Source organism: Roseomonas sp. CECT 9278 (assembly GCF_918698155.1).
Lineage (GTDB): Bacteria > Pseudomonadota > Alphaproteobacteria > Acetobacterales > Acetobacteraceae > Neoroseomonas.
On sequence record NZ_CAKKLX010000038.1, the window covers coordinates 26,440 to 48,492 of the forward strand.

The 22,053-nt window shown below is 72.8% G+C and carries 21 protein-coding genes; 13 read left to right on the forward strand and 8 right to left on the reverse strand.

The window, feature by feature from the left end; genetic code table 11:
- Positions 1–13: 13 nt before the first annotated feature.
- The 9 genes from LQ222_RS19910 to LQ222_RS19950 are packed head-to-tail and all read left to right on the forward strand — an operon-like array spanning position 14 to position 9,483.
- Positions 14–1,105 (forward strand): efflux RND transporter periplasmic adaptor subunit, encoded by a 1,092-nt coding sequence (locus tag LQ222_RS19910; RefSeq protein WP_230168591.1) that lies wholly within the window; start codon positions 14–16, stop codon positions 1,103–1,105.
- Positions 1,102–4,158, forward strand: coding sequence for an efflux RND transporter permease subunit (locus LQ222_RS19915; RefSeq protein ID WP_230168592.1), 3,057 nt, complete (start codon positions 1,102–1,104; stop codon positions 4,156–4,158). Before LQ222_RS19910 ends, LQ222_RS19915 begins: the two co-directional genes overlap by 4 nt.
- A 1-nt stretch (position 4,159) precedes the next feature.
- Complete coding sequence (locus LQ222_RS19920) at positions 4,160–4,624, forward strand: Na+/H+ antiporter subunit E (protein WP_230168593.1); 465 nt, start codon at positions 4,160–4,162, stop codon at positions 4,622–4,624.
- On the forward strand, positions 4,617–4,883 hold the full coding sequence (locus tag LQ222_RS19925; RefSeq protein ID WP_230168594.1) for a monovalent cation/H+ antiporter complex subunit F: 267 nt from the start codon (positions 4,617–4,619) through the stop codon (positions 4,881–4,883). Before LQ222_RS19920 ends, LQ222_RS19925 begins: the two co-directional genes overlap by 8 nt.
- A complete protein-coding gene (locus LQ222_RS19930; RefSeq protein ID WP_230168595.1) occupies positions 4,880–5,161 on the forward strand; it encodes a monovalent cation/H(+) antiporter subunit G in 282 nt (93 codons plus the stop codon). Before LQ222_RS19925 ends, LQ222_RS19930 begins: the two co-directional genes overlap by 4 nt.
- Complete coding sequence (locus LQ222_RS19935; protein ID WP_230168596.1) at positions 5,158–6,084, forward strand: hydrogenase subunit MbhD domain-containing protein; 927 nt, start codon at positions 5,158–5,160, stop codon at positions 6,082–6,084. The genes LQ222_RS19930 and LQ222_RS19935 overlap by 4 nt, the downstream gene beginning before the upstream one ends.
- Positions 6,081–6,410, forward strand: a complete 330-nt coding sequence (locus tag LQ222_RS19940) for an NADH-quinone oxidoreductase subunit K (protein ID WP_230168597.1) — start codon at positions 6,081–6,083, stop codon at positions 6,408–6,410. The genes LQ222_RS19935 and LQ222_RS19940 overlap by 4 nt, the downstream gene beginning before the upstream one ends.
- The gene (locus LQ222_RS19945) at positions 6,407–7,891 is read left to right on the forward strand and encodes a complex I subunit 5 family protein (protein ID WP_230168598.1); all 1,485 of its coding nucleotides are present in this window, start codon (positions 6,407–6,409) and stop codon (positions 7,889–7,891) included. Before LQ222_RS19940 ends, LQ222_RS19945 begins: the two co-directional genes overlap by 4 nt.
- Positions 7,888–9,483 carry a complex I subunit 5 family protein gene (locus tag LQ222_RS19950; RefSeq protein ID WP_230168599.1) on the forward strand — a complete coding sequence of 532 codons (1,596 nt, stop codon included), beginning with the start codon at positions 7,888–7,890 and terminating at the stop codon, positions 9,481–9,483. Before LQ222_RS19945 ends, LQ222_RS19950 begins: the two co-directional genes overlap by 4 nt.
- A 103-nt stretch (positions 9,484–9,586) precedes the next feature.
- On the opposite strand, the gene LQ222_RS19955 is transcribed toward LQ222_RS19950, so the two are convergent.
- Genes LQ222_RS19955 through glsA form a run of 4 tightly spaced genes read right to left on the reverse strand, consistent with a single transcriptional unit; the run spans position 9,587 to position 14,220 of the window.
- Positions 9,587–10,582, reverse strand: a complete 996-nt coding sequence (locus LQ222_RS19955) for a lipid A deacylase LpxR family protein (RefSeq protein ID WP_230168600.1) — start codon at positions 10,580–10,582, stop codon at positions 9,587–9,589.
- Positions 10,579–11,556, reverse strand: a complete 978-nt coding sequence (locus LQ222_RS19960) for an asparaginase (RefSeq protein WP_230168601.1) — start codon at positions 11,554–11,556, stop codon at positions 10,579–10,581. The genes LQ222_RS19955 and LQ222_RS19960 overlap by 4 nt, the downstream gene beginning before the upstream one ends.
- Positions 11,553–13,202, reverse strand: coding sequence for an MFS transporter (locus LQ222_RS19965; protein WP_230168602.1), 1,650 nt, complete (start codon positions 13,200–13,202; stop codon positions 11,553–11,555). Before LQ222_RS19965 ends, LQ222_RS19960 begins: the two co-directional genes overlap by 4 nt.
- A gap of 13 nt (positions 13,203–13,215) precedes the next feature.
- A complete protein-coding gene (gene glsA / locus LQ222_RS19970; RefSeq protein WP_230168603.1) occupies positions 13,216–14,220 on the reverse strand; it encodes a glutaminase A in 1,005 nt (334 codons plus the stop codon).
- 257 nt (positions 14,221–14,477) lie between these two features.
- On the opposite strand from glsA, the gene LQ222_RS19975 reads away from it, so the two are divergent.
- On the forward strand, positions 14,478–15,521 hold the full coding sequence (locus tag LQ222_RS19975) for a helix-turn-helix domain-containing protein (RefSeq protein WP_230168604.1): 1,044 nt from the start codon (positions 14,478–14,480) through the stop codon (positions 15,519–15,521).
- 425 nt (positions 15,522–15,946) lie between these two features.
- Here the strand turns inward: LQ222_RS19975 and rfaE1 are convergent, their stop codons facing one another.
- A complete protein-coding gene (rfaE1, locus tag LQ222_RS19980; RefSeq protein WP_230168605.1) occupies positions 15,947–17,440 on the reverse strand; it encodes a D-glycero-beta-D-manno-heptose-7-phosphate kinase in 1,494 nt (497 codons plus the stop codon).
- Positions 17,441–17,648: 208 nt separating this feature from the next.
- Between rfaE1 and LQ222_RS19985 the strand changes: the two genes are divergently transcribed.
- Complete coding sequence (locus tag LQ222_RS19985) at positions 17,649–18,983, forward strand: acetyl-CoA hydrolase/transferase family protein (protein WP_230168606.1); 1,335 nt, start codon at positions 17,649–17,651, stop codon at positions 18,981–18,983.
- Between the two features lie 42 nt (positions 18,984–19,025).
- Here the strand turns inward: LQ222_RS19985 and LQ222_RS19990 are convergent, their stop codons facing one another.
- The gene (locus LQ222_RS19990) at positions 19,026–19,412 is read right to left on the reverse strand and encodes a RidA family protein (RefSeq protein ID WP_230168607.1); all 387 of its coding nucleotides are present in this window, start codon (positions 19,410–19,412) and stop codon (positions 19,026–19,028) included.
- The gene (locus LQ222_RS19995) at positions 19,409–19,585 is read right to left on the reverse strand and encodes a DUF4169 family protein (protein WP_230168608.1); all 177 of its coding nucleotides are present in this window, start codon (positions 19,583–19,585) and stop codon (positions 19,409–19,411) included. The genes LQ222_RS19990 and LQ222_RS19995 overlap by 4 nt, the downstream gene beginning before the upstream one ends.
- Before the next feature lie 39 nt (positions 19,586–19,624).
- Here LQ222_RS19995 and LQ222_RS20000 point away from each other — a divergent pair, with 39 nt between their 5' ends.
- Positions 19,625–20,281, forward strand: a complete 657-nt coding sequence (locus LQ222_RS20000; protein WP_230168614.1) for a dienelactone hydrolase family protein — start codon at positions 19,625–19,627, stop codon at positions 20,279–20,281.
- Between the two features lie 115 nt (positions 20,282–20,396).
- Here LQ222_RS20000 and LQ222_RS20005 read toward each other — a convergent pair whose 3' ends face one another.
- Positions 20,397–21,299, reverse strand: a complete 903-nt coding sequence (locus tag LQ222_RS20005) for a PfkB family carbohydrate kinase (protein ID WP_230168609.1) — start codon at positions 21,297–21,299, stop codon at positions 20,397–20,399.
- 1 nt (position 21,300) lies between these two features.
- Between LQ222_RS20005 and LQ222_RS20010 the strand changes: the two genes are divergently transcribed.
- Positions 21,301–22,017: an RluA family pseudouridine synthase gene (locus tag LQ222_RS20010; protein ID WP_230168610.1), complete on the forward strand. Its 717-nt coding sequence runs from the start codon at positions 21,301–21,303 to the stop codon at positions 22,015–22,017.
- Positions 22,018–22,053 lie beyond the last annotated feature (36 nt).

Here is a 22,053-nt window from a genome sequence, read left to right on the forward strand (position 1 = left end):
GAGCCCGGACCCGATGAAGCAGCCACGGCACCTGCCCCGCGCCACGCTGGCCCTTGCCGCCGCCTTCGGGCTGCTGGCCGCCTGCGACAGCGGCCCACCCCCCGCGCCGCCCGAGATCCGCCCGGTCCGCGTCGCGACGGTCGAACGCAGCAGCGGCGGCGATGTGGTCTCGCTGACCGGCACCGTGCAGGCCGAGACCGAGGTGAACCTGGCCTTCCGCATCGATGGCCGCATGATCGAACGGCTGGTCAATGTCGGCGATGCGGTGCGTGCCGGGCAGGTGATCGCGCGGCTCAACCGCGACAACGAGGAAAACAGCCTGCGCGCCGCCCGCGCGTCCCTGACCGCCGCGCGCGGCCAGCTGACCGAGGCCGCCAACAACTACTGGCGGCAATCCGAATTGCTGCGCGACGGCTGGACCACCCGCGTGCGCTACGACCAGGCCGCGCAGGCGCGCCAGACCGCCCAGGCCGCGGTGGATGCGGCGCAGGCGCAGGTCGGCATCGCCGAGACCCGGCTGTCCTATACCGAACTGGTCAGCGACGTGGATGGCCGCGTGACGCAGCGCGGCGCCGAGCCCGGGGAAGTCGTGCAGCCCGGCCGCATGATCGTGCAGGTGGCGCGCGACGAAGGCCGCGACGCGGTGTTCGACGTGCCACCCACGGTGAAGGACCAGGCACCGGCGAACCCGGTGATCGAGGTGGTGCTGACCACCGACCCGGCGATTCGCGCCACCGGCCGCGTTCGCGAGGTCGCGCCGCGCGCCGATGCGGTGACCGGCACCTTCCAGGTGCGCGTCGGCCTGGCGAACCCGCCGGCGGCGATGCGGCTGGGGTCCACCGTGACCGGGCGGATGACGCTGGGGGCCAGCGCAGGCCTGTCGATCCCGGCCTCGGCGCTGGCGCGCGCCGATCGCCAGCCGGCCGTCTGGGTGGTCGACCCGAACACGCAGACGGTGGCGCTGCGCACGGTCGAGCTGGTGCGCCATGACGCCGGCCATGTTGTGGTGGGGCAGGGGCTGGAACCCGGCGAGATCATCGTGACCGCGGGCGTGCAGGCCTTGCGCCCCGGTCAGAAGGTGCGGCTGCTGGGCGGCGCCCGATGATCGGGCCGAACCTGTCGGAATGGGCGATCAACCGCCGATCGCTCGTCATCTACTTCATGATCGTCGCGCTGGTCGCCGGCACCTTCGCCTTCGTGAAGCTCGGCCGCAACGAGGACCCGGCCTTCACCTTCCGCACCATGATCGTCTCCGCGGTATGGCCGGGGGCGACGGTCGAGGAGACCATCCTGCAGGTGACCGAGCGCCTGGAGCGCACGCTCCAGGAAACGCCGAACCTCGACAAGATCCGCTCCTATACCGTGGCGGGGCAGACCACGATCTTCGTGGACCTGAAGGGGTCGACCGCACCCGCCGTGGTGACGGACATGTGGTACCAGGTGCGCCGCCGCGTCGCCGACATGCGCCACACCCTGCCCCAGGGCGTGGTCGGCCCCTTCTTCAACGATGATTTCGGCGACACCTTCGGCATCATCTATGGCTTCACCGCCGATGGCTTCACGCAGCGCGAATTGCGCGACCACGTGGAAGCGGCGCGCTCGCGCCTGCTGCTGGTGCCCGATGTCTCGAAGGTCGAGATCCTGGGCGCGCAGGACGAACGCATCTTCATCGAATTCTCGACCGAACGCCTGGCCGGGCTCGGGCTGAACTACGGCGCGCTGGTCGGCGCGTTGCAGGCGCAGAACCTGGTGCGCCCGGCCGGCGTCATCGAGACCGGGCAGGAACGCCTGGTGGTGCGCGTCTCCGGCGCCTTCGAGAACGAGGCCGACATCCTCGCGGTCAACTTCGTGATCGGCGACCGCATCTTCCGCCTGGGGGATTTGGCCGAGGTCCGCCGCGGCACCGCCGATCCGCCGCAGCCGATGTTCCGCGTGAACGGCCAGCCGGCCATCGGCCTCGCGGTGGCGATGCGTGAATCGGGCGATATCCTGGCACTCGGGCGGAACATCCAGGCCGAGATGAACCGCATCCGCGCCGCCCTGCCGATCGGCATCGAACCCATCCTGGTGGCCGACCAGGCGGTGACGGTGGACGAGGCGATCGGCGACTTCATGGAGAGCCTCTGGCAGGCGATCCTCATCATCATGGTGGTGTCGATCGTCGCACTCGGGTTGCGCGCGGGCTCGGTCGTGGCGCTGTCCATCCCGCTCACGCTCGCCATCGTCTTCCCGCTGATGTCGCTGGCGGGCATCGACCTGCAACGCATCTCGCTGGGGGCGCTGATCATCGCGCTGACGCTGCTGGTCGACGACGCCATGACCACCATCGATGCCATGATCCGGCGCCTGGCGGCCGGCGACAGCAAGCCGAAGGCGGCGACCTTCGCCTATTCCACGCTGGCGTCGTCGATGCTGATCGGTACGCTGGTGACCATCGCGGGGTTCGTGCCGATCGGCTTCGCGCAGTCCTCGGCGGGCGAATACACCTTCTCGATCTTCGCGGTGGTGGGCATCGCGCTGATCGTGTCGTGGTTCGTCGCGGTGCTGTTCGCGCCGCTGCTGGGCATGGCGATCCTGAAGATGCCAAAACCCGGCCTGGAACCACCGAAGCCCGGGGCCATCCTGCGCGGCTACGCCGCCTTCCTGTCGCTGGCGATGCGCGCGAAGTGGGTGACCATCGGCATCACCGCCGCCATGTTCGTGGGCGCCATCCTGCTGATGCCGCTGGTGCCGCGGCAGTTCTTCCCGTCCTCGGATCGTACCGAATTGCTGGTCGAGGTGACGCTGCCGCAGAATGCGTCGATCTTCGGCAGCGAGGAGGTGGCCCGCCGGCTCGACGCCGCGCTCGCCGCCGATCCGGATGTGGAGCGCTGGTCCACCTATGTCGGGCGCGGCGCGATCCGCTTCTATTTGCCGCTGAACGTGCAGCTGGCACTGCCCTTCTTTTCCCAGGCGGTGGTGGTGGCGAAGGACCTGCCCGGGCGCGAACGCCTGCACCGGCGGCTGGAGGCGCTGCTGGCGGAGGACTTCCCCGCCGCCGTCGCACGCGTCTATCCGCTGGAACTGGGCCCGCCGGTCGGCTGGCCGCTGCAATACCGCGTCAACGGCCCGGACATCGAACGCGTGCGCGAGATCGCGCAGGATGTCGCGAAGATCATGGCCGAGGCCCGCGGCGCCCGGCACGTGCACTTCGACTGGATGGAACCGGCGCGCCAGATGCGCGTGCGGGTGGACCAGGACCAGGCGCGGCTGCTGGGCCTGTCCTCGGCGCAGGTGGCCACGGCGCTGAACGCCGCCATCACCGGCACCACCGTCACGCAGGTGCGCGACGACATCTACCTGATCCCGGTGATCGCGCGCGCCACCGCCGAACAGCGCCTGTCGCTCGATACGCTGCGCGCCATCCAGGTGCCGCTGCCCGGCGGGCGGACGGTGCCGCTGACGCAGCTCGCGCGGTTCGACTACGCGCAGGAATTCCCGCTGATCTGGCGGCGGGACCGCGTGCCCACCCTGACCGTGCGTGCCGACGTGAACCCGGGCGTGCTGCCCGACAGCGTCACCGCGCAGCTCGCGCCGCGCATCGCGGAACTGAACGCGCGGCTGGAGGCGCCCTATCGCGTCGACCTCGGCGGCATCGCGGAGGAGAGCGCCTACAGCCAGGCCAGCGTGATCGCCGTGGTGCCGCTGATGCTGCTGCTGATGCTCACGCTGCTGATGTTCCAGCTGGGGTCGTTCCGGCGGCTCGGGCTGGTGCTGGCGCTGCTGCCGCTCGGCATCATCGGCGTGGTGGTCGCGCTGCTGGCGTTCAACCGGCCGCTCGGCTTCGTGGCGATCCTGGGCATCCTGTCGCTGCTCGGCATGATCGCGAAGAACGCCATCATCCTGATCATGCAGATCGAAGCCGACCGCGGGGACGGCAAGGATGTCTGGAACGCGGTGATCGCTGCCGCGTCGTCGCGCCTGCGCCCGATGCTGCTGACGGCGGTCTCGACCGTGCTCGGGCTGATCCCGATCGCGCCCACGGTGTTCTGGGGGCCGATGGCCTTCGCCATCATGGGCGGTCTGATGGTGGCCACGCTGCTGACGCTGGTCTTCCTGCCCACGCTGTATGTCACGGTGTTCGGCGGGCGTCCGCCGAAGCCGCAGCCGGCGGCCTGACATGGCAGCGGGCGCGATCCGCTTCGCGCTGCTGCTGCTGGGCTGGGCGGCGATGACGGGCGGCGCCGACCTCGTGCTGGGCGCGCTGGCCGCGGCCGCCGCAACGTGGTGTTCGCTGCTGCTGGCGCCGCCCGGGCCGCATCGCGTGCGGCCCGGCGCGCTGGCGCTGCTGGTGCTGCGCTTTCCCTGGCAGGCGCTGCGCGCGGGCACGGAGGTCGCGCGCCTCGCACTCGACCCGCGCCGGACGCCGACCCCCGGCGAGGTCACCTGGGCGCCACGCCTGCCGCCCGGCCCGGCGCGCGATGCCTTCCTGGCCTATGCCAGCCTGCTGCCCGGCACGCTGCCGGCCGGCGCGGGCAGGGACGGCAGCGTGGTCATCCATGCGCTGGTCGCCGGTCCGGACATCGCCGCCGCGATGACGGCGGAGGAGGCGCGCTTCGCCCGCGCCATCGGCGCCGATGGCTGACCTGCTGCTGGGCGCCGCGCTGGTCGTGCTGGTGACGGTGATCGCCGGCCTGGCGCGCGTGCTGCGCGGCCCCGCGGTGGTGGACCGCATCATGGCGGCGCAGCTGCTGGGCACCGGTGGCATCGCGGCGCTGCTGCTGGCCGGGGTCGCGACCGCCATGCCGGCCTTCGTCGATGCGGCGCTGGTGCTGGGGCTGCTCGCGGCCTTCGCGACCGTGGCGATGGCACGTGCCGCGCCGGGCCGGGACGACGCGCCATGAGCCTGCTGCTGGATGCTTTCTCGCTGGTCGCGATCCTGCTCGGGCTGGTGTTCTTCGTTGCCGGCACCGCCGGGCTGCTGCGCTTCCCCGATGCCGCGTCCCGCCTGCATGCGCTGACCAAGGCCGATCACCTGGGCCTGGGGCTGATCGTGCTCGGCCTGCTGCCGCGCGCCGATGCGGTGGGCGGGCCGGCGCGGCTGGTCGCGGTGTGGCTGCTGGTGCTGGTGTCCAGCGCGGCGGCCGGCCCGCTGCTGGCGCGGCTGGCGCGGCGGCGATGATGGTCGATGCGCTGCTGGCCGCGGCGATCCTGGCGGTGGCGCTGGCCACCGTCGCGGCGCGCGGCACCTTCACGGCGACGGCGCTGTTCATCGGATACGGGCTGCTGCTCGCCTTCGCCTGGGTGCGGCTGGGGGCGATGGATGTCGCCTTGACCGAGGCAGCGATCGGCGCCGGCCTGTCGGGCGCGCTGCTGTTGGGTGCCGCGGCGCGCATGCGGCCGCATCGCGTCGCGCTGGACCGCGCGCCGGGTCGCGCCATGACCGCGGCGATCGGCCTCGGCTGCGCCGGTGTCACCGCCGCGCTCGCCGCCGCCATCCTGCTGCTGCCCGACCCGGCGCTGAGCCTCGCGCCGCAGGTCGCCGCGCAGATCGGGACGACCGGCCTCGGCAATCCGGTGGCGGCGGTGCTGATGTCCTTCCGCGCGGTGGACACGCTGCTGGAATCGGCGGTGCTGGTGCTGGCGGTGATCGCCGCCTGGTCGCTGGCGCCGAAGGGCGGCTGGGGCGGCCCGCCCGGCCTGGTGCAGCCGCAGGCCCAGGGCGGGCCGCTCGCGCTGCTGGCGCGGCTGCTGCCGCCGGTCGGCATCCTGGTGGCCGTTCACATCCTGTGGATCGGCAAGGACGCGCCGGGCGGGAAATTCCAGGCGGCGGCCATCCTGGCGGCGATGTGGATGCTGGCCTGGATGGCCGGGCGCACCGCAGCGCCGCCGGTCTCGGCGCGCTGGCTGCGCCTGGTGGTGGCCGCGGGCCCGGCGCTGTTCATCGCCATCGGCCTGCTGGGCTGGCTGGCCGAGGGCGCCTTCCTGGCCTATCCGCCCGGCCTGGCGTTGCCGATCATCATGGTGGTCGAGATCGTGCTGACGGCGTCGATCGCGGTGGCGCTGGCGCTGCTGGTGATCGGCCCGCCGGGACGGCGCGCATGAGCGCGATCCTGTACGGCCTGCTGGGGGCCGCGCTGACCGGCATCGGGCTGTTCGGCCTGCTGGTGCGGACCGAACCGCTGCTGCGGATCCTGGCCTTCAACCTGCTGGGCGGCGGCGTCTTCCTGGTGTTCGGCGCGGTGGCGCGGCGCGGCGCGGCCGCCGGTTTCGCGGCCGACCCGGTGCCGCAGGCGATCATCCTGACCGGCATCGTCGTCGCCTTCGCCGCGACCACGCTGGCGGTGGCGCTCGCGGTGCGCATCGCCGAGGAACCGGGCGACGCACCGGGTGCGGCGCCCGGCGCCGACCAGCCGCCGGACGCACCGTGACCGCCTGGGGCGCGCTGCCCATGCTGGCGGTGATGCTGCCGGTGGTCGGCATGGTGCTGGCGCTGCCGCTCGGCGCGCGCGGCGCCGAGCGCCTGACGCTGGCGTTGTTGCCGGTGGGCATCGTGCTCGCCATCGGCACGGCGGCGGCGGTGCAGGCCGCGGGTGCGCCGGTGGTGCACCTGCTGGGGCATTGGGCGCCGCCGCTCGGCCTGGCGTTGCGCGCCGATGGGCTGGCGGCGGCGATGCTGGTGACGGCGGCGCTGGTCGTCGCCGCCGTGGCGCTGTTCGCGCGCGCCGATTTCGGCACCGCCGCCGGCGCCACCGAGACCCGCGCCGCCTTCGCCTTCTGGCCGCTGCTGCTGGCGCTGTGGGGGGCGATCAACCTGGCGGTGGTCGCGACCGACCTGTTCACGCTCTATGTCGCGCTCGAATTGCTGACCTTCGCGGCGATGCCGATGGTGTGCCTGTCCGGCACGCGCGCGACGCTGGAGGCGGCGCTGCGCTACCTGATGTTCGCGCTGCTGGGATCGGTGCTGTATCTGCTCGGCATCGCCTTCATCTATGCCGGCTACGGCACGCTCGACGTCGTGCTGCTGGCGGGCCGGGCGCGGGCGGATCTGCCCACCCATGTCGCCGTCGCGCTGATGACCGCGGGGCTGCTCGCCAAGACCGCGCTGCTGCCGCTGCATCTGTGGCTGCCGCCCGCCCATGCGGGCGCGCCGCCGGCGGCCAGCGCGATCCTGTCGGCGCTGGTGGTGAAGGGGTCCTTCGTGATCCTGGTGCGGCTGTGGTTCGGCGTCATGCCGGGCCTCGCCGCGCCGATGGCGGCGCAGGTGCTGGGCGGGCTGGGCGCGGCGGCCATCCTGCTCGGCTCCGTCGCGGCGCTGCGACAGGAACGCCTGAAACTGCTGGTGGCGTATTCCACCGTCGCGCAGATCGGCTACCTGTTCCTGATGGTCCCGCTGCTGGTCGCGGCACCGGGCGATGAAGCCTATGCCGCCCGCGCCTGGACCGGCGGCGTGCTGCAGGCGGTCAGCCACGCCTTCGCCAAGGCGGCGATGTTCCTCGCGGCCGGGTTGATCGCGGCGCGCATCGGGCAGGACCGCATCGCCGGGCTGGCGGGCGCGGCGCGGCTGCTGCCGGTGCCGGTGCTGGCCTTCGGCCTGGCGGGGCTGTCGCTGATGGGCGTTCCGCCCTCGGGCGGCTTCGCGGCGAAGTGGCTGCTGCTGACTTCGGCGATCGAGGCCGGGCAGTGGGGGTGGGCGCTGGTCATCCTGGCCGGTGGGCTGCTGACCGGCGGCTATGTGTATCGCGTCATGGCGGCCGCGCTGACGGGCGATGGCACGCAGCCCGCGCTGCGCCGGCCGGACAAGCGGGAGACCATCGTGCTCGCGCTGGCCGTGGTCTCGGTCGTGTTGGGGCTGCTGCCGCTGGCGGCCTTCGGGCTGGTGCAGGTCGGGCGATTGGACCTCGCGCCATGACCGCGCTGCTGCTGCTCGCCGCGCCGCTGGTGCCGCTGCTGCTGCTGGGGGCGATGGCGGTGCCGGCGTGGCGTGCCCGCGCGGCAGCGCTGATCTGGGCGGCACCGCTGCCGGGCCTGGCCTGCGCGGTGTTCGCCGCCCCCGATGCCGCGCTGGTGGTGGATGCGCGGTTGCGGCTTGGCCTGGCGATCGATGCGCCGGGGGCGCTGCTGCTCGGCGCGGCATCGCTGCTGTGGTGCGCGGCGGGGGTCTATGCCCGCGCCTACCTGGCGGGGCCGGGCTTCGCGCGGTTCGCGGCGTGGTGGCTGGCGACGCTGTCGGGCAGCATGGGCGTGTTCGTGGCGGCAGACCTGGTGGGCTTCTACCTGGCCTTCACGCTGGCCAGCCTGCCGGCCTGGGGGCTGGTGATCCATGACCGCACGGCGCAGGCGGTGCGCGCGGGCGCGCTGTACGTTCTGCTGGCGGTGCTGGGGGAGGCGGCGCTGCTGGCCGCCTTCGCCCTGCTGGCGGCGTCGTCGCCCGGCGAGAGCCTGGCCATCGCGGATGTGCTGCGCGCGCTGGATGCCGCGCCGCTGCGCGACGTGACCATCGCGCTGCTGGTGACCGGCTTCGGCCTGAAGGCGGGGCTGGTGCCGCTGCATGTCTGGCTGCCCATCGCGCATCCGGCCGCGCCCATGCCGGCCTCGGCGGTGCTGAGCGGCGCCATCATCAAGGCCGGCGTGATCGGCCTGCTGCGCTTCCTGCCGATCGGCACGACGCCGGCGGGGTGGGGCGAGGCGCTGGTCGTGATCGGCTTCGTGACGGCGTTCTGGGGCGTGGCCTGCGGCGTGGTGCAGCGCAATCCGAAAGCGGTGCTGGCGTATTCGTCGGTGTCGCAGATGGGCGTGGTGGTGGCGGCCTTCGGCATGGGCATCGCGGGCGGCATGGCAGCGACGCCGGGCGCGGTGGCGTTCTACGCGCTGCATCATGTGCTGGCGAAGGGCGCGCTGTTCCTCGCGGTGGGCGTGGCGGCGGCGAGCGGCGCGCGCGCGCTGGTGCTGGTGCCGGCGGTGGTGCTGGCGCTGGGCTTCGGCGGCCTGCCGCTGACCGGCGGCTGGCTGGCCAAGGAAGCGGTGAAGGGCGAACTGGGCCATGGCGTGGTCGGGCTTCTGGCGGCGGTCTCGGCGGCAGGATCGACGGTGCTGATGCTGCATTTCGTGCGGCGGCTGTCTTTCGCGCAGGAGACCGCGGCGCGGCCGGCGCCGGCGCTGCTGCTGCCCTGGCTGGCGCTGGCGGCGGCCTGCGTGCTGCTGCCCTGGGCGCTGTTCCCCGGCTCGCTGGCCGAGGTGCTGGCCCCGGATGCGCTGCTGAAGGCGCTGGTGCCGGTGCTGGCCGGCGCGGCGCTGGTGTTGCCGCTGGCGCGCTGGGGCGCGCGCCTGCCGGTGCCGCCGGAGGGGGATATCATGGTGGTCGTCGCGCCGCTGCGCGCGGTGGCCGTGCGCGCGGGCGATGCGCTGGCGCGGGCCGAGGCCGTGCTGCGCGGCTGGTCGGCGGCGGGGCTTGCGCTGCTGGTGCTGGTGCTGGCGTTGGGTGTCGCGCTGATGGCGCGCTGAGGAAGCGCGCGCTGATGGCGCGCTGAGGAAGCGCGCGCTGATGGCGCGCTGAGCAAGCGCGCGCTGATGGCGCGCCGGGAAAACCGCCGCGCGCCCGCCGCGGTCAGAACCTGAACGACAGGCTGACCGACCCGAACTGCGCGGTGTTGCGCTGCGTGGTGAACTCCCGCGACCGCGCCGTGTAGCTCACGGTCAGGCGCGCGAAGGGCATCACCACCGCCACCCCCGCATTGGCATCGCCCACGAAGACCTCGCGGTCCACGCTGCGGCTTTCGCGCCAGGTATTGCCGTCCAGGAAGATGTCACGCGCCACCGCGCGGCCATCCACGCCGACGAAGGCATACCAGCCCCAGCGCCCGTCCGGCTGGTAGAAATTCGACCCGGAGATCGACGGGCGCATGCGCGGCGGGCCGAAATCCGCCTCCAGCTCGTTGCCCACGCGCAGCATCAGCCCGGCGGATGCATAGGTCTGCACATTGCCCAGGCTGGCGGTCACGCTGGGGACGATGCCGGCGCCGACATCACCCAGGAACGGATCGGTGTTCCAGCGCCATTGCCGCGTGACGATCAGGTTGACGCCGGGTTCGTCCTTGATCTGGTAGGCCCAGCCCAGCGCGCGGTCGATGTTCATCGCATCATGCACGCCGTTCTGAGTCTGCTCGCCCAGCGCGCCCGGCCCGACGATGCCCAGCTGCAATTCGATGCTGCCGTATTCGCGCGGCGTGTAGGAGACCAGCCCGATCGACCCGTACAGCCAGCCGGCATAGGGCCGGTCGAGCGGGTCGGGATTGCGCGCCTGCGTATCTGCCGGGGTGAAGATGTTCTGCCCGAAGGACAGCCCCCAGCGCGGCGTGCCGCCGCTGGGGAAGATGATTCCCGGCCCGTCGGTCAGGAAGCCCAGCCAGGATGGCGGAACAAACACCGGCGACCGCCAGGCCGCCTGCACGCCGCTGGTGTAGTAGCGGTCGGTGCCGGCCAGCAGGTCGTTCTCGTAGGTGAAGGTCCAGGTGCCGTAATGCTCGCCTTCGACACGGTCATCGGCCAGCGCGGGCAGGGCGGCGACGAGCGCCACCGCCGCGGCGACGCGCAGCGCCCTCATGCGTAAGGCGCGAAGGCGCGCACCGCCGCATCGCGCCCGCCGCCGCCGCGCAGCGCCAGGCCCAGCAGCAGCCGCGCCTTCAGCGCCGTGAGCATCCCCGCAGAAACCAGGCCGCGTCCCATCAGGTCGATCTCTCCACCCGCATAGCCGTAGGTGCTGGTGAAGACCGGCCCCGCCGCGGAGCGCGAGGCCAGCACCACCGGCATGCGCGCCGCCAGCGCGCCGACGGCGTCCGCCGCATCCGACGGCACATGGCCCGCGCCCATGCCGGCGATCACGGCGCCCGCATAGCCGAGGCCAGGCAGCGCGGCCAGCACACGCCCGTCATCGCCCATCGCCCAGGTGACCAGCGCGATCGGCGCCGGCGCGCCGTCCTGCGCACGCAGCACCGGCAGGCGGCCCACGCGGGCATGGATGCGCGGGCGGCCTTCCGCCACCGCGCCGATCGGCCCGACCAGCGGCGATGCGAAGGCCGAGGGCAATGTCGTATGCGTCTTCTGCACGAAGCGCGCGGCGTGGATATCGTAGTTCAGCACCGCCAGCGCGCCCAGGCCGCGCGCCGCGTCGCATACCGCCACGCGCGCGGCCGCCAGCAGGTTGGCCGGCCCATCCGCGCCCGGCGCATCGGCGCCGCGCATCGCGCCGGTGATCACCACCGGCCTGTCGCCGCCCACCAGCGCATCGAGGATGAAGGCGCTTTCCTCGATCGTGTCGGTGCCCTGGATGACCACGGCGCCGTCGATGCCAGCCGCGAAGGCGGCCTCGATGCGCTGCGCCACATCCACCAGGATGCCCGGCGTCAATGACGGGCTTGGCAGCCGTGCCGCGCTCTCGGCCTCGATCTGCGCGACATCCGCCAATTCCGGCACGGACGCGACCAGCTCCGCCGCGCCCAGCTTCGGCGCGATGCCCCCGCCGGCGGAGGGCACCATGGTGATGGTGCCGCCCAGCGAGAGCATCAGCAGCCGCTTCATGCCGCCGCCTCCTCCTCGCGCTTGCTGGGCGGCGGGGCGCGCAGCCCGTCCGGGATCTCGCCGGGGCGATAGGCCGGCAGGCGCGAGGCCGGGAAGATGGCCAGCGCCGCCACGAAGGCCATGATCAGCAGCCCGATCTTGAGCGCCTGCAACCGCGATTCGGTGTTCACGCGCACCGCCTCGGCCACCTGCTCAGGCGCGGCCCCGGTGCGCTCCATGATCGCCAGCAGCCGGTCGTTGGAGACGAAGTTGATGCTCTCGAGGTCGATCTGCGTCACCACCGCCGGCGGCAGCGCCGGGTTCTCGGCGATGCGGACCATGATGCCGGCGGACAGCAGCCCGACCAGCAGCGCGCCCGCCACCGCCGTGCCCACGCCGGCCGCGAGGTTCTGCGTGGTGCCGCGCAGCGACCCCACATCGCCCGCCAGCTCCTTCGGCGCGGCGGTCACCAGCACGTTGAACACCAGCGTCACCAGCGCGCCCTGGCCGATGCCGAAGGTGATCAGCCCCAGCATGACCGGGAAGGCCGACCAGTCGTTGCGCACCACATACGCCAGCCACAGCAGCCCCACCACGCACAGCGCGAAGCCGCCCTGCGCGATGCGCCGCGGCGCCACCTTCGGATACAGCCGCACCACCAGCATGGCGGTGAAGAACACCGTCAGGTTGAAGGGCATCATCGCGATCGCGGTCTCGATCGGCGTGCGCCCCTGCACGATCTGGATGTACAGCGGCACGGTGAAGTTCAGCATGGCCTCGAGCCCGACCACGGTGAACATGGCATAGACCGCCGCGCGTTCCTCGCCCGAGGTGATCACGCGCAGATCGAGCAGCGGCGTGCCACCCTTCGCCGCCACGCGCTTGCACCAGGCGATGAAGACCTGCAGCAGGATGATGCCGGTGACGATCATGATGGGCGCGGGCGACATGCCCATCACGTCGAAGGGCGCGCCCGGCCGCGCCACGCCCAGGCCCCAGCGGTTCAGGTTGTTGAAGCCGAACACCACCATGATGATGGCGCAGGCCGCCAGCGCGACGCCGATGATGTCGATCTTGACCTCGGGCCGCGAGGCTTCCGGCTTCAGCTTGAAGGACAGCCAGAACACGACGGCCGCGGCCACCACCAGGATGCCGAAGACCGGCCGCCAGCCGATGAAGGTGCCGAGCATGCCGCCGATCATGAAGGCCGCCACCCCCGCCGCCGCGCGCGCGGAGCCCAGCGCGCCCACCGCTGTCGCCTGCTGCTGCCCGCGGTAGTGATGCGCGATCAGCGCCACCAGCGCCGGCACGATCACCGCCGCCGCCAGCCCGGCCAGCAACTGCGCGGCCAGCATGAAGGTCGCCGCCGGCGCGATCACCATCAGCACCTGCGCGATGGCGAACAGCCCGACCACCACGCGGAACACCTGCGTCGATCCGAAGCGCTGCACCAGCTTCGCCCCCAGCATCACGAAGCCGGCGACCGAGAGCGAATACATCACGATGCCGGTGGCGATGGTGGTCGGCGGCACGCCGAAGGACGACACCATGCCGGCCAGCGAGACCGGCAATGCGGCCACATTGAACGACATCAGCATCTGGCCGAGCGCGATGGCGATCATCGGCACCCAGGATTCGCGCGGGGCATCCGCGGTGGTGGTGCTCATGCTGCGCTCCGCGTCACGCCTCGGGGGCCGAGGCGAAAAGGTTGAGGCCAAGCCGTTCCGACAGGAACTGCGTCACCAATTGCCCGCGCACCGAATTGCCGGCCGCATCGAGCGGCGGGGAGAAGGTGCCGAGCCCGCCCTTGCCCGGCGCGATCGTCACCAGCCCGCCGGCCACGCCGCTTTTGCCCGGCAGCCCGACCTCGTAGAGCCAGTCGCCCGATTCCTCGTACAGCCCGGCCGTCGCCATCGCCGCGAGCGCGCGCTTGCAGCGGTCGGCATCCACCACGCGTTCCTTGGTGACCGGGTTCACGCCGCCATCGGCCAGCGTCGCGCCCATCACGGCCAGGTCGCGCGCGGTCACGTTCAGCGCGCATTGGCGGGTGTAGATGTCGGTCGCCTCGTCCGGGTCGCAATACATCCGGCCATAGCCCTGCAGCAGCCGGGCGATGCCCTGGTTGCGCTGGTTGGTGGCGGCTTCGGATGCATAGACCTCGTTGTCCAGTTCCAGCTCCCGCCCGGCGAAGCGCGACAGCCCGTCGCGGATGAAGCGCCAGCGTTCCTTGGCGGTGGCGCCCGGCGCCAGGCTGGTGGTCGCGATGGCGCCGGCATTCACCATCGGGTTCATGGTGTGGCCGGCATTGAGCTCGATCGCCATGACCGAGTTGAACGGCAGCCCGGTCGCATTGACGCCGATCGCCGCGCGCGCCCGCCCGCCGCCCAGCGCCTGGCAGACCAGCGCGAAGACGAAGGGCTTCGAGATCGACTGGATCGAGAAAGGCCGCTCCGCATCGCCGACCGAGAAGACCTGCCCGCCCACGCCGCACAGGCTGATGCCGAACCAGTCGGCCGAGGCCTTGGCGAGCGCCGGGATGTAGTCCGCCACCGTGCCCTCGGCCACCGGCGCGAAGCGTCGCTGCGCCTCGGCGACCAGCGCGGTCACGGTCTCGGGCGCCGGCAGCCGGCCGGTCGACACGGCGGGGGGGCCGAAGGCCTCGTCCTCGTGCAGGCGTTCATGCATCGCGGCTGTCCTGCGTCACGCGTGATCTTCTCCCCCGGGCACCGCGGCGGCGGCGCGCCCATCTGCGCACGTTACCCGCACCGTCGCGAGGAAAGATCGGCCCAGCGTCCCGCCCTTGGACGGAACGTTCCAGCCAGGCCAGGCCGCGCTGGCATGCAAAGGTTCCACCCGGCGCGCGCGCCATGGTAACCGGACGTTGAACAAGGATGCATGGGATGGACGCCGAAAGCCGGGGCGCAGGATCATTGCGTGGCCAGATGGCCACGGCGGGCGAACCACGCCTGCTGCGCGCCGCCGCCTTCTCCACCGAGGGCCTGCCGCCGGAGCGCCAGTTCGCCGCCTGGCGCGACCAATGCGCCGCGCTGGTCGAGATGATCGCCCCGCTCTCGTCGGGGCCCGGCTTCGCCGCCGCGCACCAGGTCTGGGACCTGGGCGGCATGGCGTTGAGCCGCGTGCGCGCGCCGGCCGCCACCTGGCGGCGCACCGCGGCGCAGATCCGCCGCGATTCGATCGACCACTGGGTGATCGGAATCTCGCGCGGCGGCGAGCAGGTGCTGCGCAGCGCCAACGGCTGCGGCACCGTCCCGGCCGGCATCCCCTATGGCTTTTCGCTGAACGAACCCATCGAGGGCCGGCGCGAGGACATGGACTGGATCGCGCTGTTCGTGTCGCGCGACCTGTTTCCCGAACGCGCGCACGCCATCGACGCCGCGCTCCATGCGCCGCTCGATGGTCCGCTCGGGCGGTTGCTCGGCACGCATATCGAACAGCTGGCGATGCAATTGCCGCGCATGACCGAAGCCGACCTGCCCCACGCGGCGGCCGCCACGCGCGCCCTGATCGGCGCCTGCATGTCCGGCCCGACGGCGCCGCTGCACGATGCCGCGCAGCAGGTCGAAGGCACGCGCCTGGCGCGCATCAAGGCGATCATCCGGCGCAACATCGCCTCGCCGTCGCTGGGGCCGCGGCGGCTGTGCCAACTGGGCGAGGTGTCGCGATCGCAGTTGTATCGGCTGTTCACGCCGCTGGGCGGGGTGGCGCGCTACATCCAGGCCGAACGGCTGCGCCAGGCCGAGCGCGCCATCGCCGACCCCGCCGACCGCCGCGACATCGCCCGCATCGCCGAGGGGCTGGGCTTCTACGACGCGTCATCCTTCAGCCGCGCCTTCCGCCGCGAATTCGGCATCACGCCGCGCGACCTGCGGGCGGCCGCGCAGGCGGGGCTGGGCGGCACGGCAAGGCCGCCCGCCGCGATGCCCGGCGCCCCGCCCGCCTTCACCGAGATCCTGCGCCGGATGTGAGGTGCGATCGCACCTCCACCCCCCCCTCGATTCGGATCGTGCGGATGCACGATCCGCGAGCGCACAGCGCGACCGCGCCCAGCCCATCAGCCGCGCCGGGCGCACGAGCGCCCCGGCGCGCAGGCAAGCCGGCCGGATGGCCGGCGCCCGCCGTTTGAGGGTCAAGCAAAGACTCGGATCGTGCGGATGCACGATCCGGGAGCGCACAGCGCGACCGCGCCCAGCCCATTAGCCGCGCCGGGCGCACCAGCCCCCGGCGCGCAGGCAAGCCGGCCGGATGGCCGGCGCCCGCCGTTTGAGGGTCAAGCAAAGACTCGGATCGTGCGGATGCACGATCCGCGAGCGCACAGCGCGACCGCGCCCAGCCCATCAGCCGCGCCGGGCGCACCAGTCCCCGGCGCCCGCCGCCTGAGGGCAAAAACCTTCTACCCGCGGATTCGCGCCACCGTCGCGGTCGTCGAATTGCCCGGCAGCAATTGCGCGAGCCGCACCTGCCCGCCGTAGTCGAGCACCAGGTCGCCGCCCACCACTTGCTCGACCGTATAGTCGGCGCCCTTCACCAGCACCTCCGGCCGCAGCGCGCGGATCAGCTCGACCGGCGTGTCCTCGTCGAACAGCGTCACGCAATCGACCGTCGCCAGCGATGCCAGCACCGCGGCGCGCGCGGCCTCGTGCTGGATCGGCCGCGCGGCGCCCTTCAGGCGCTTCACCGAGGCATCGGTGTTGAGCCCCACCACCAGCCGGTCGCACCATGACCGCGCCTGCTCCAGCAGATGGACATGGCCCGGATGCAGCAGGTCGAAGCAGCCATTGGTGAAGCCCACGCGCCAGCCGCGGCGGCGCCAGCGTTCCACCTGCTCCAGCGCGGCGGTGCGCGACATCACCTTGCGCAGCGCGCCACGCTCGGGCGTCAGGGCCTCGAGCAGGTCCTCCTCGCGCGCCACCGCGGTGCCGACCTTGCCGACCACGATGCCGGCGGCGATGTTCGCCAGCCGCGCGGCGACCGGCAAAGCGAGCCCGCCGGCGAGCCCCGCCGCCAGCGTCGCCACCACGGTGTCGCCGGCGCCGGAGACGTCGTGCACCTCCTCGGCCTCGGCGGGGAAATGATGGACTCGCTCGCCGTCCAGCAGCGTCATGCCGTCCTCGCTGCGGGTCACCAGCACGGCGCCGAAGCGGTGGGCGGATTGCAGCGCGCGCATCGCGGCCAGGATCGCTTCCTCGCTGTCGACCGGCATGCCGGTCGCTTCCGCCAGCTCGGCGCGATTCGGCGTGACGATGTCGGCCCCCGCATAGCGCGCGTAGTCGCGCCCCTTGGGGTCCACCACCACGCGGCGGCCGGCGGCCTGCGCTGCATCGATCAGGCGCTGCGCGGTGGCCCCGTCCAGCACGCCCTTGCCGTAGTCCGACAGCACCAGGATGGCGGTGGCCGCCACTGCATCGCCGGCGATCTTGACCATGCGGTCGGCCAGGCGCGGGTGGATGCCCTGCACCACCTCCTGGTCGGCGCGCAGCATGTGCTGGCCGTTCGCGATGAAGCGCGTCTTCGTGGTGGTGTGGCGGCCGCCCTGCACCAGCAGCCAGGGCTCGACGCCCGGCTGGCCGCCGATCAGCCCGGTCAGGTCGCTGCCCGCCTGGTCGTCGCCGACCACCGAGACGAAGGCCACCGCCGCGCCCACCGCGGTCAGGTTGCGCACCACGTTGCCAGCGCCGCCGGGCATCGCGACCTCGCGCTCCACCGCCAGCACGGGCACCGGCGCTTCCGGGCTGATGCGCCGCACCACGCCATAGACGTAGCGGTCGAGCATGGCGTCGCCGACCACCAGCACGGAGGCACGCCGCAAGGCGCGCACCGCGGCGACGAGATCGGCCAGGGGAATGTCCGGCAGGGGCCGGTCGTCCTCGGAGGCGGGGACTTCCATCCGCAAGCCCTACCCCGGCGGAGTATTGCAGCGCAAGGTAACGGCGCCCGCGCCGGGGGCGGGAGGGCGGATCGTTTCACTCCCGGGCGGCAGTGGAGGCCCCGCTGCCCCGCCGGCGCGCGCCCCCGCTGGCCCGGCCGCGCGAATTCTGGGACACAGGGCTGCGCCACCTCCGCCATGGGCCGGCGCGGGGGGCAGGGAGCGCCGCATGCAGACCACCACGGGCGGAAAATCGCCGCGCCACGTCACGCCGGACCAGGCCGCTGCGCTGGTCCGCCCGGGCGATTGGCTGGACTACACCACCGGCTTCAACCAGCCTGACGCCTTCGACCATGCCCTGGCCGCGCGCGCGGCCGGGCTGCACGACGTGAACATCCGCAACTGCCTGTCGATGCGCCCGCGCGCGGTCCTCGAATCCGACCCCGACGGGCGCGCCTTCCATGTCTTCAACTGGCATTTCTCCGGCTATGACCGCAGGCAGCACGATGCCGGGCGGGTCAGCTACATCCCGTGCAACCTCGGCGAGATCCCGGACTACTACCGCCGCTTCGTCGACCGCGTGGACATCGCGGTGATGAAGGCGGCGCCCATGGATGCCGACGGCTTCTTCAACATCGGCCCGCTGTGCCTGTGGCACCCCGCGGTGATCGAGCGCGCCAGGACCCTGGTGATCGAGACCGCGCCGCAGATGCCCTGCGTGGTCGGCCCCGAGGTGCGCGTGCATCGCAGCCATGTGGATTTCGTGATCGACGGCGCGGACGGGCCGATGCCCGAACTGCCCAATGCCCAGGCCTCCGATGTGGATCGCGCGGTGGCGCGGCTGATCGCCCAGGAGGTCGAGGACGGCGCCTGCCTGCAGGTCGGCATCGGCGGCATGCCCAATGCGGTGACCACGCTGCTGCTGCACAGCGGCGTGAAGGACCTGGGCATCCATACCGAGATGCTGAACGACGGGCTGGTGGAGCTGTACCGCGCCGGGCGGGTCAGCGGCGCGCGCAAGGCGTCCGACCGCGGGCTGGTGACCTACAGCTTCGCGCTCGGCAGCCAGGCGACCTACGAGACGCTGCACAACAACGCTGACTTCATGTGCCGCGTGGTCGATGCCACCAACCTGCCCGACATCATCGCGCGCAACGACCGCGTGGTCGCGATCAACAACACGACGCAGGTGGACCTGCAGGGCCAGGCGGCGAGCGAGAGCGACGGCCATCGCCACATCTCGGGCACCGGCGGGCAGCTGCAGTTCGTCCGCGGTGCCTATGCGTCGAAGGGTGGCAAGTCGTTCATCTGCCTGGCCTCGACCTATGAACGCAAGGGTGTGCGGAAATCCCGCATCGTGCCGGCGCTGACGCCGGGGAACATCGTCACCACGCCGCGGTCGGACATGATGTACGTGGTCACCGAATACGGCATCGCGAACCTCAAGGGCCTGTCGGTGCCCGAACGCGCGAAGGCGCTGATCGGCCTGGCGCATCCGGATTTCCGCGAGGAGCTGTCGCGCGAGGCGCGCGATCGCGGCATCATCCCGCGCAGTCTTTTCTAGAGCAGATCCCGATCAGATGATCCCATCCGACCGGGGTCCGCCCTACGGCCGCTTCGCCACCGCCTCGATCTCGATCAGCGCGCCGCGCACCAGCGCGGTCACGCCCAGGCAGGTGCGCACCGGCCGCCCGCCCTCCGGCAGCGCCGCGGCATAGGCGTCGTTCATCGCCGCGTAGTCGCGCTCGAACTGCGCCAGGTACACCCGCACCGAGACCAGGTGCTGCAACCCCAGCCCCAGCGCGCCCAGCGCGCGCGCCAGGTTGCCCATGGTCCGCGTGGTCTGCGGCGCGATCCCCTCGGGCAGCGGCGCGTCGGGCGCATCGATGTCGCGCGGGAACTGTCCGGTCAGGAAGACGAAGCCATCGGCCTCGACCGCGTGGGAGGAGGGCGAGACCGAGGGCGGGAAGCCAGGCAGGATGTGATGGATCATTCCTCGCGCTTCGCCCCGTCCAGCAACGCGCGCCGGCGGTCCTGCGCGCGCGCGTCGTTCTGCTTTTCCGCCTTGGTCCGCCCGTGCTTGGCGCGGTTGGCGGTGGCCTGTTCGGCCTTCTGAGCCTGCGCGCGCGCCTTGCGGGCCTTGTTCAGGTTGACGATCTCGGCCATCCAGCGACGATACGCCCCCCGAGGAGAAACGCCATGCCCATGATCTCGCTGACCGCCGCCGACGGCCACCGCCTGGCGGCCTATCGCACCGGCCCGCAGAAGGCCGACCGCGCCCTGGTCGTGGTGCAGGAGATCTTCGGCGTGAACCGCCACATGCGCCACATCGCCGATGCCTTCGCGGACCAGGGCTACGCCGTCATCGCGCCGGCGCTGTTCGACCGCGTCGGCCCGGGGATCGAGCTCGGCTACGATCCTGCCGACGTGGCGCAGGGGCGTGAGCTGCGCGGCAGGATCGACGCCGGCCACACCGTGCTCGACATCCTGGCCGCCGCCGCCGCCCTGCCGCGCGGGGTGAAGCGCGGCATCGTCGGCTATTGCTGGGGCGGCACCGTCGCCTGGCATGGTGCCACGCGCACCTCCGCCTTCAGCGCCGCCTCCGGCTGGTACGGCGGCGGCGTGGCCGCGGCGAAGGACGAGGTCGCGCGCTGCCCCGTGCAGCTCCATTTCGGCGAGACCGATGCGTCGATCCCGATGACCGACGTGCAGGCCGTGCGCGCCGCCCAGCCGGGCGTCGAGATCCATGTCTATCCGGGTGCGGGCCACGGCTTCGCCTGCGACGAGCGCGGGTCCTATTCCGCGAAGGACGCGGCGCTGGCGCAGGCCCGCACGCTGGACTTCTTCGCGAAGCATCTCTGAGCCTCCGCGCGGGCCGCCGCATCGCCACGCGGCGCGGCATGCCGCCCGGGCGATCCGGCGGCGGGCCCGCGCATCGGCGCCGCCCTTCGTGCAGGCCGGCGGCCGCACGCGCGGGTCACGCCCCGGCCAGCATCCCGTCCAGCATCGCGCGCGTTGGCGTCGCCGCGTCGCGCGCGCGCAGCGCCCCCGCCGCCGCCGCGAATCGCATCGCGCGCGGCGTGTCCATCCCCTCGGCGACCGCCAGCGCATAGGCGCCGTGGAACACGTCCCCCGCACCGGTGGTGTTGGTGGCCTCCACCGCGAAGGCGGGCGTGCGGGTCGGCTTGTCGTCGCCCGCGGCCATCCACAGCACGCCCTTCTCGCCCTGCGTGACGGCAGCGACCTTCACCGGGCCCGAGGCCAGCGCCTGGCGCAGCCCTTCCTCCGGACCGCGGCCCGGGGCGTAGTTGGCGATGCCCGGCACCGAGAAGATCGCGTGGTCCACCCGCGGCACCAGGTCCACCAGGATGCGCGTCTCGCTGCGTTCGCCATCCAGCACGACGGGCACCCCCGCGGCACGCGCGGCGGCGGCGGCGGCGGCCACGCCTTCCGGCCAGCGCGGGTCGCAGCACAGCGCGCCGGCGCCCTTCAGCCGGTCCAGCGGCAGCCAGCCGGGATCGGTGCCAAGCCCCGATCCGCGGAAGGAGATGATGGTGCGCTCGCCCCGCGGGTCCACCAGCACGGCGCCGACCGGCGTGCGCCCGCCTGGCACGCGGCGCAGGCCGGTCACGTCGACGCCCTCGGCCGCCAGCGCCTCGGCCAGCGGTTCGCCGTTCATGTCCTCGCCCACACGGCCCCAGAAGGCGGCGCGCCCGCCCAGGCGCACGGCGGCGATCGCGGCATTGGCGGCCATGCCGCCGGGCCCGATGCTGTAGCCGCGCGCCGCGATCTTCGCCGGCGGGGCGGGAACATCCTCGACACGGAAGGTGTGGTCGGCCACCACATTGCCGAGGCAGATGACCAGGGGAGGGGATGCCATGATGCAACGCAGCGTCCCACGCCGACCGGCGCCACGCCAAGCGCCGACGCATGCGCCCCCTGCGCCGATCGCCGCGCGCATCATCCTGCAGCGCGACGACGTGCTGGTGCTGGACAAGCCGGCCGGCCTGCCGGTGCATCGCGGCCCGCGCGGCGGCGCCTCGCTCGAGGACTGGCTCGAACCGCTGCGCATGGGCCGGCGGCACGTGCCGCAGCCGGCGCATCGGCTCGACACCGACACCGCGGGCTGCCTGGTGCTGGGGCGCACCAAGCCGGCGCTGGCCGCGCTCGGGCGCATCTTCGCGCAGGGCCTGGCACGCAAGACCTACTGGGCGGTGGTGCGCGGCGGTCCGGCGCAGGATGACGGCGTGATCGACCTGCCGCTGCGCAAGACCAGCAGCGCGGCGCGCGGCTGGCGGATGGAAGCGCACGCCACCGGCCAGCCGGCCACCACGCGCTGGCGCGTGATGGGGCGCGCGGCGGGCACCGCCTGGCTGGAACTGACCCCGCTCACGGGGCGCACCCACCAGCTGCGCGTCCATTGCGCGGCGGCGGGTTTCCCGATCCTGGGCGACCCCGTCTATGGCGCCAACGAGGCCGGCGGGCTGCAGCTGCTGGCGCAAGCCATCGCGCTGCCGCTGGACCCGCCGGTCGCCGCGACGGCGCCGGTGCCCGAGCATATGCGCGCGGCCCTGCGCGCCTGCGGGCACCAGGACTGACCGCGGCGGCGGCGCGGCGGGCGCGCCTTCAGCCGG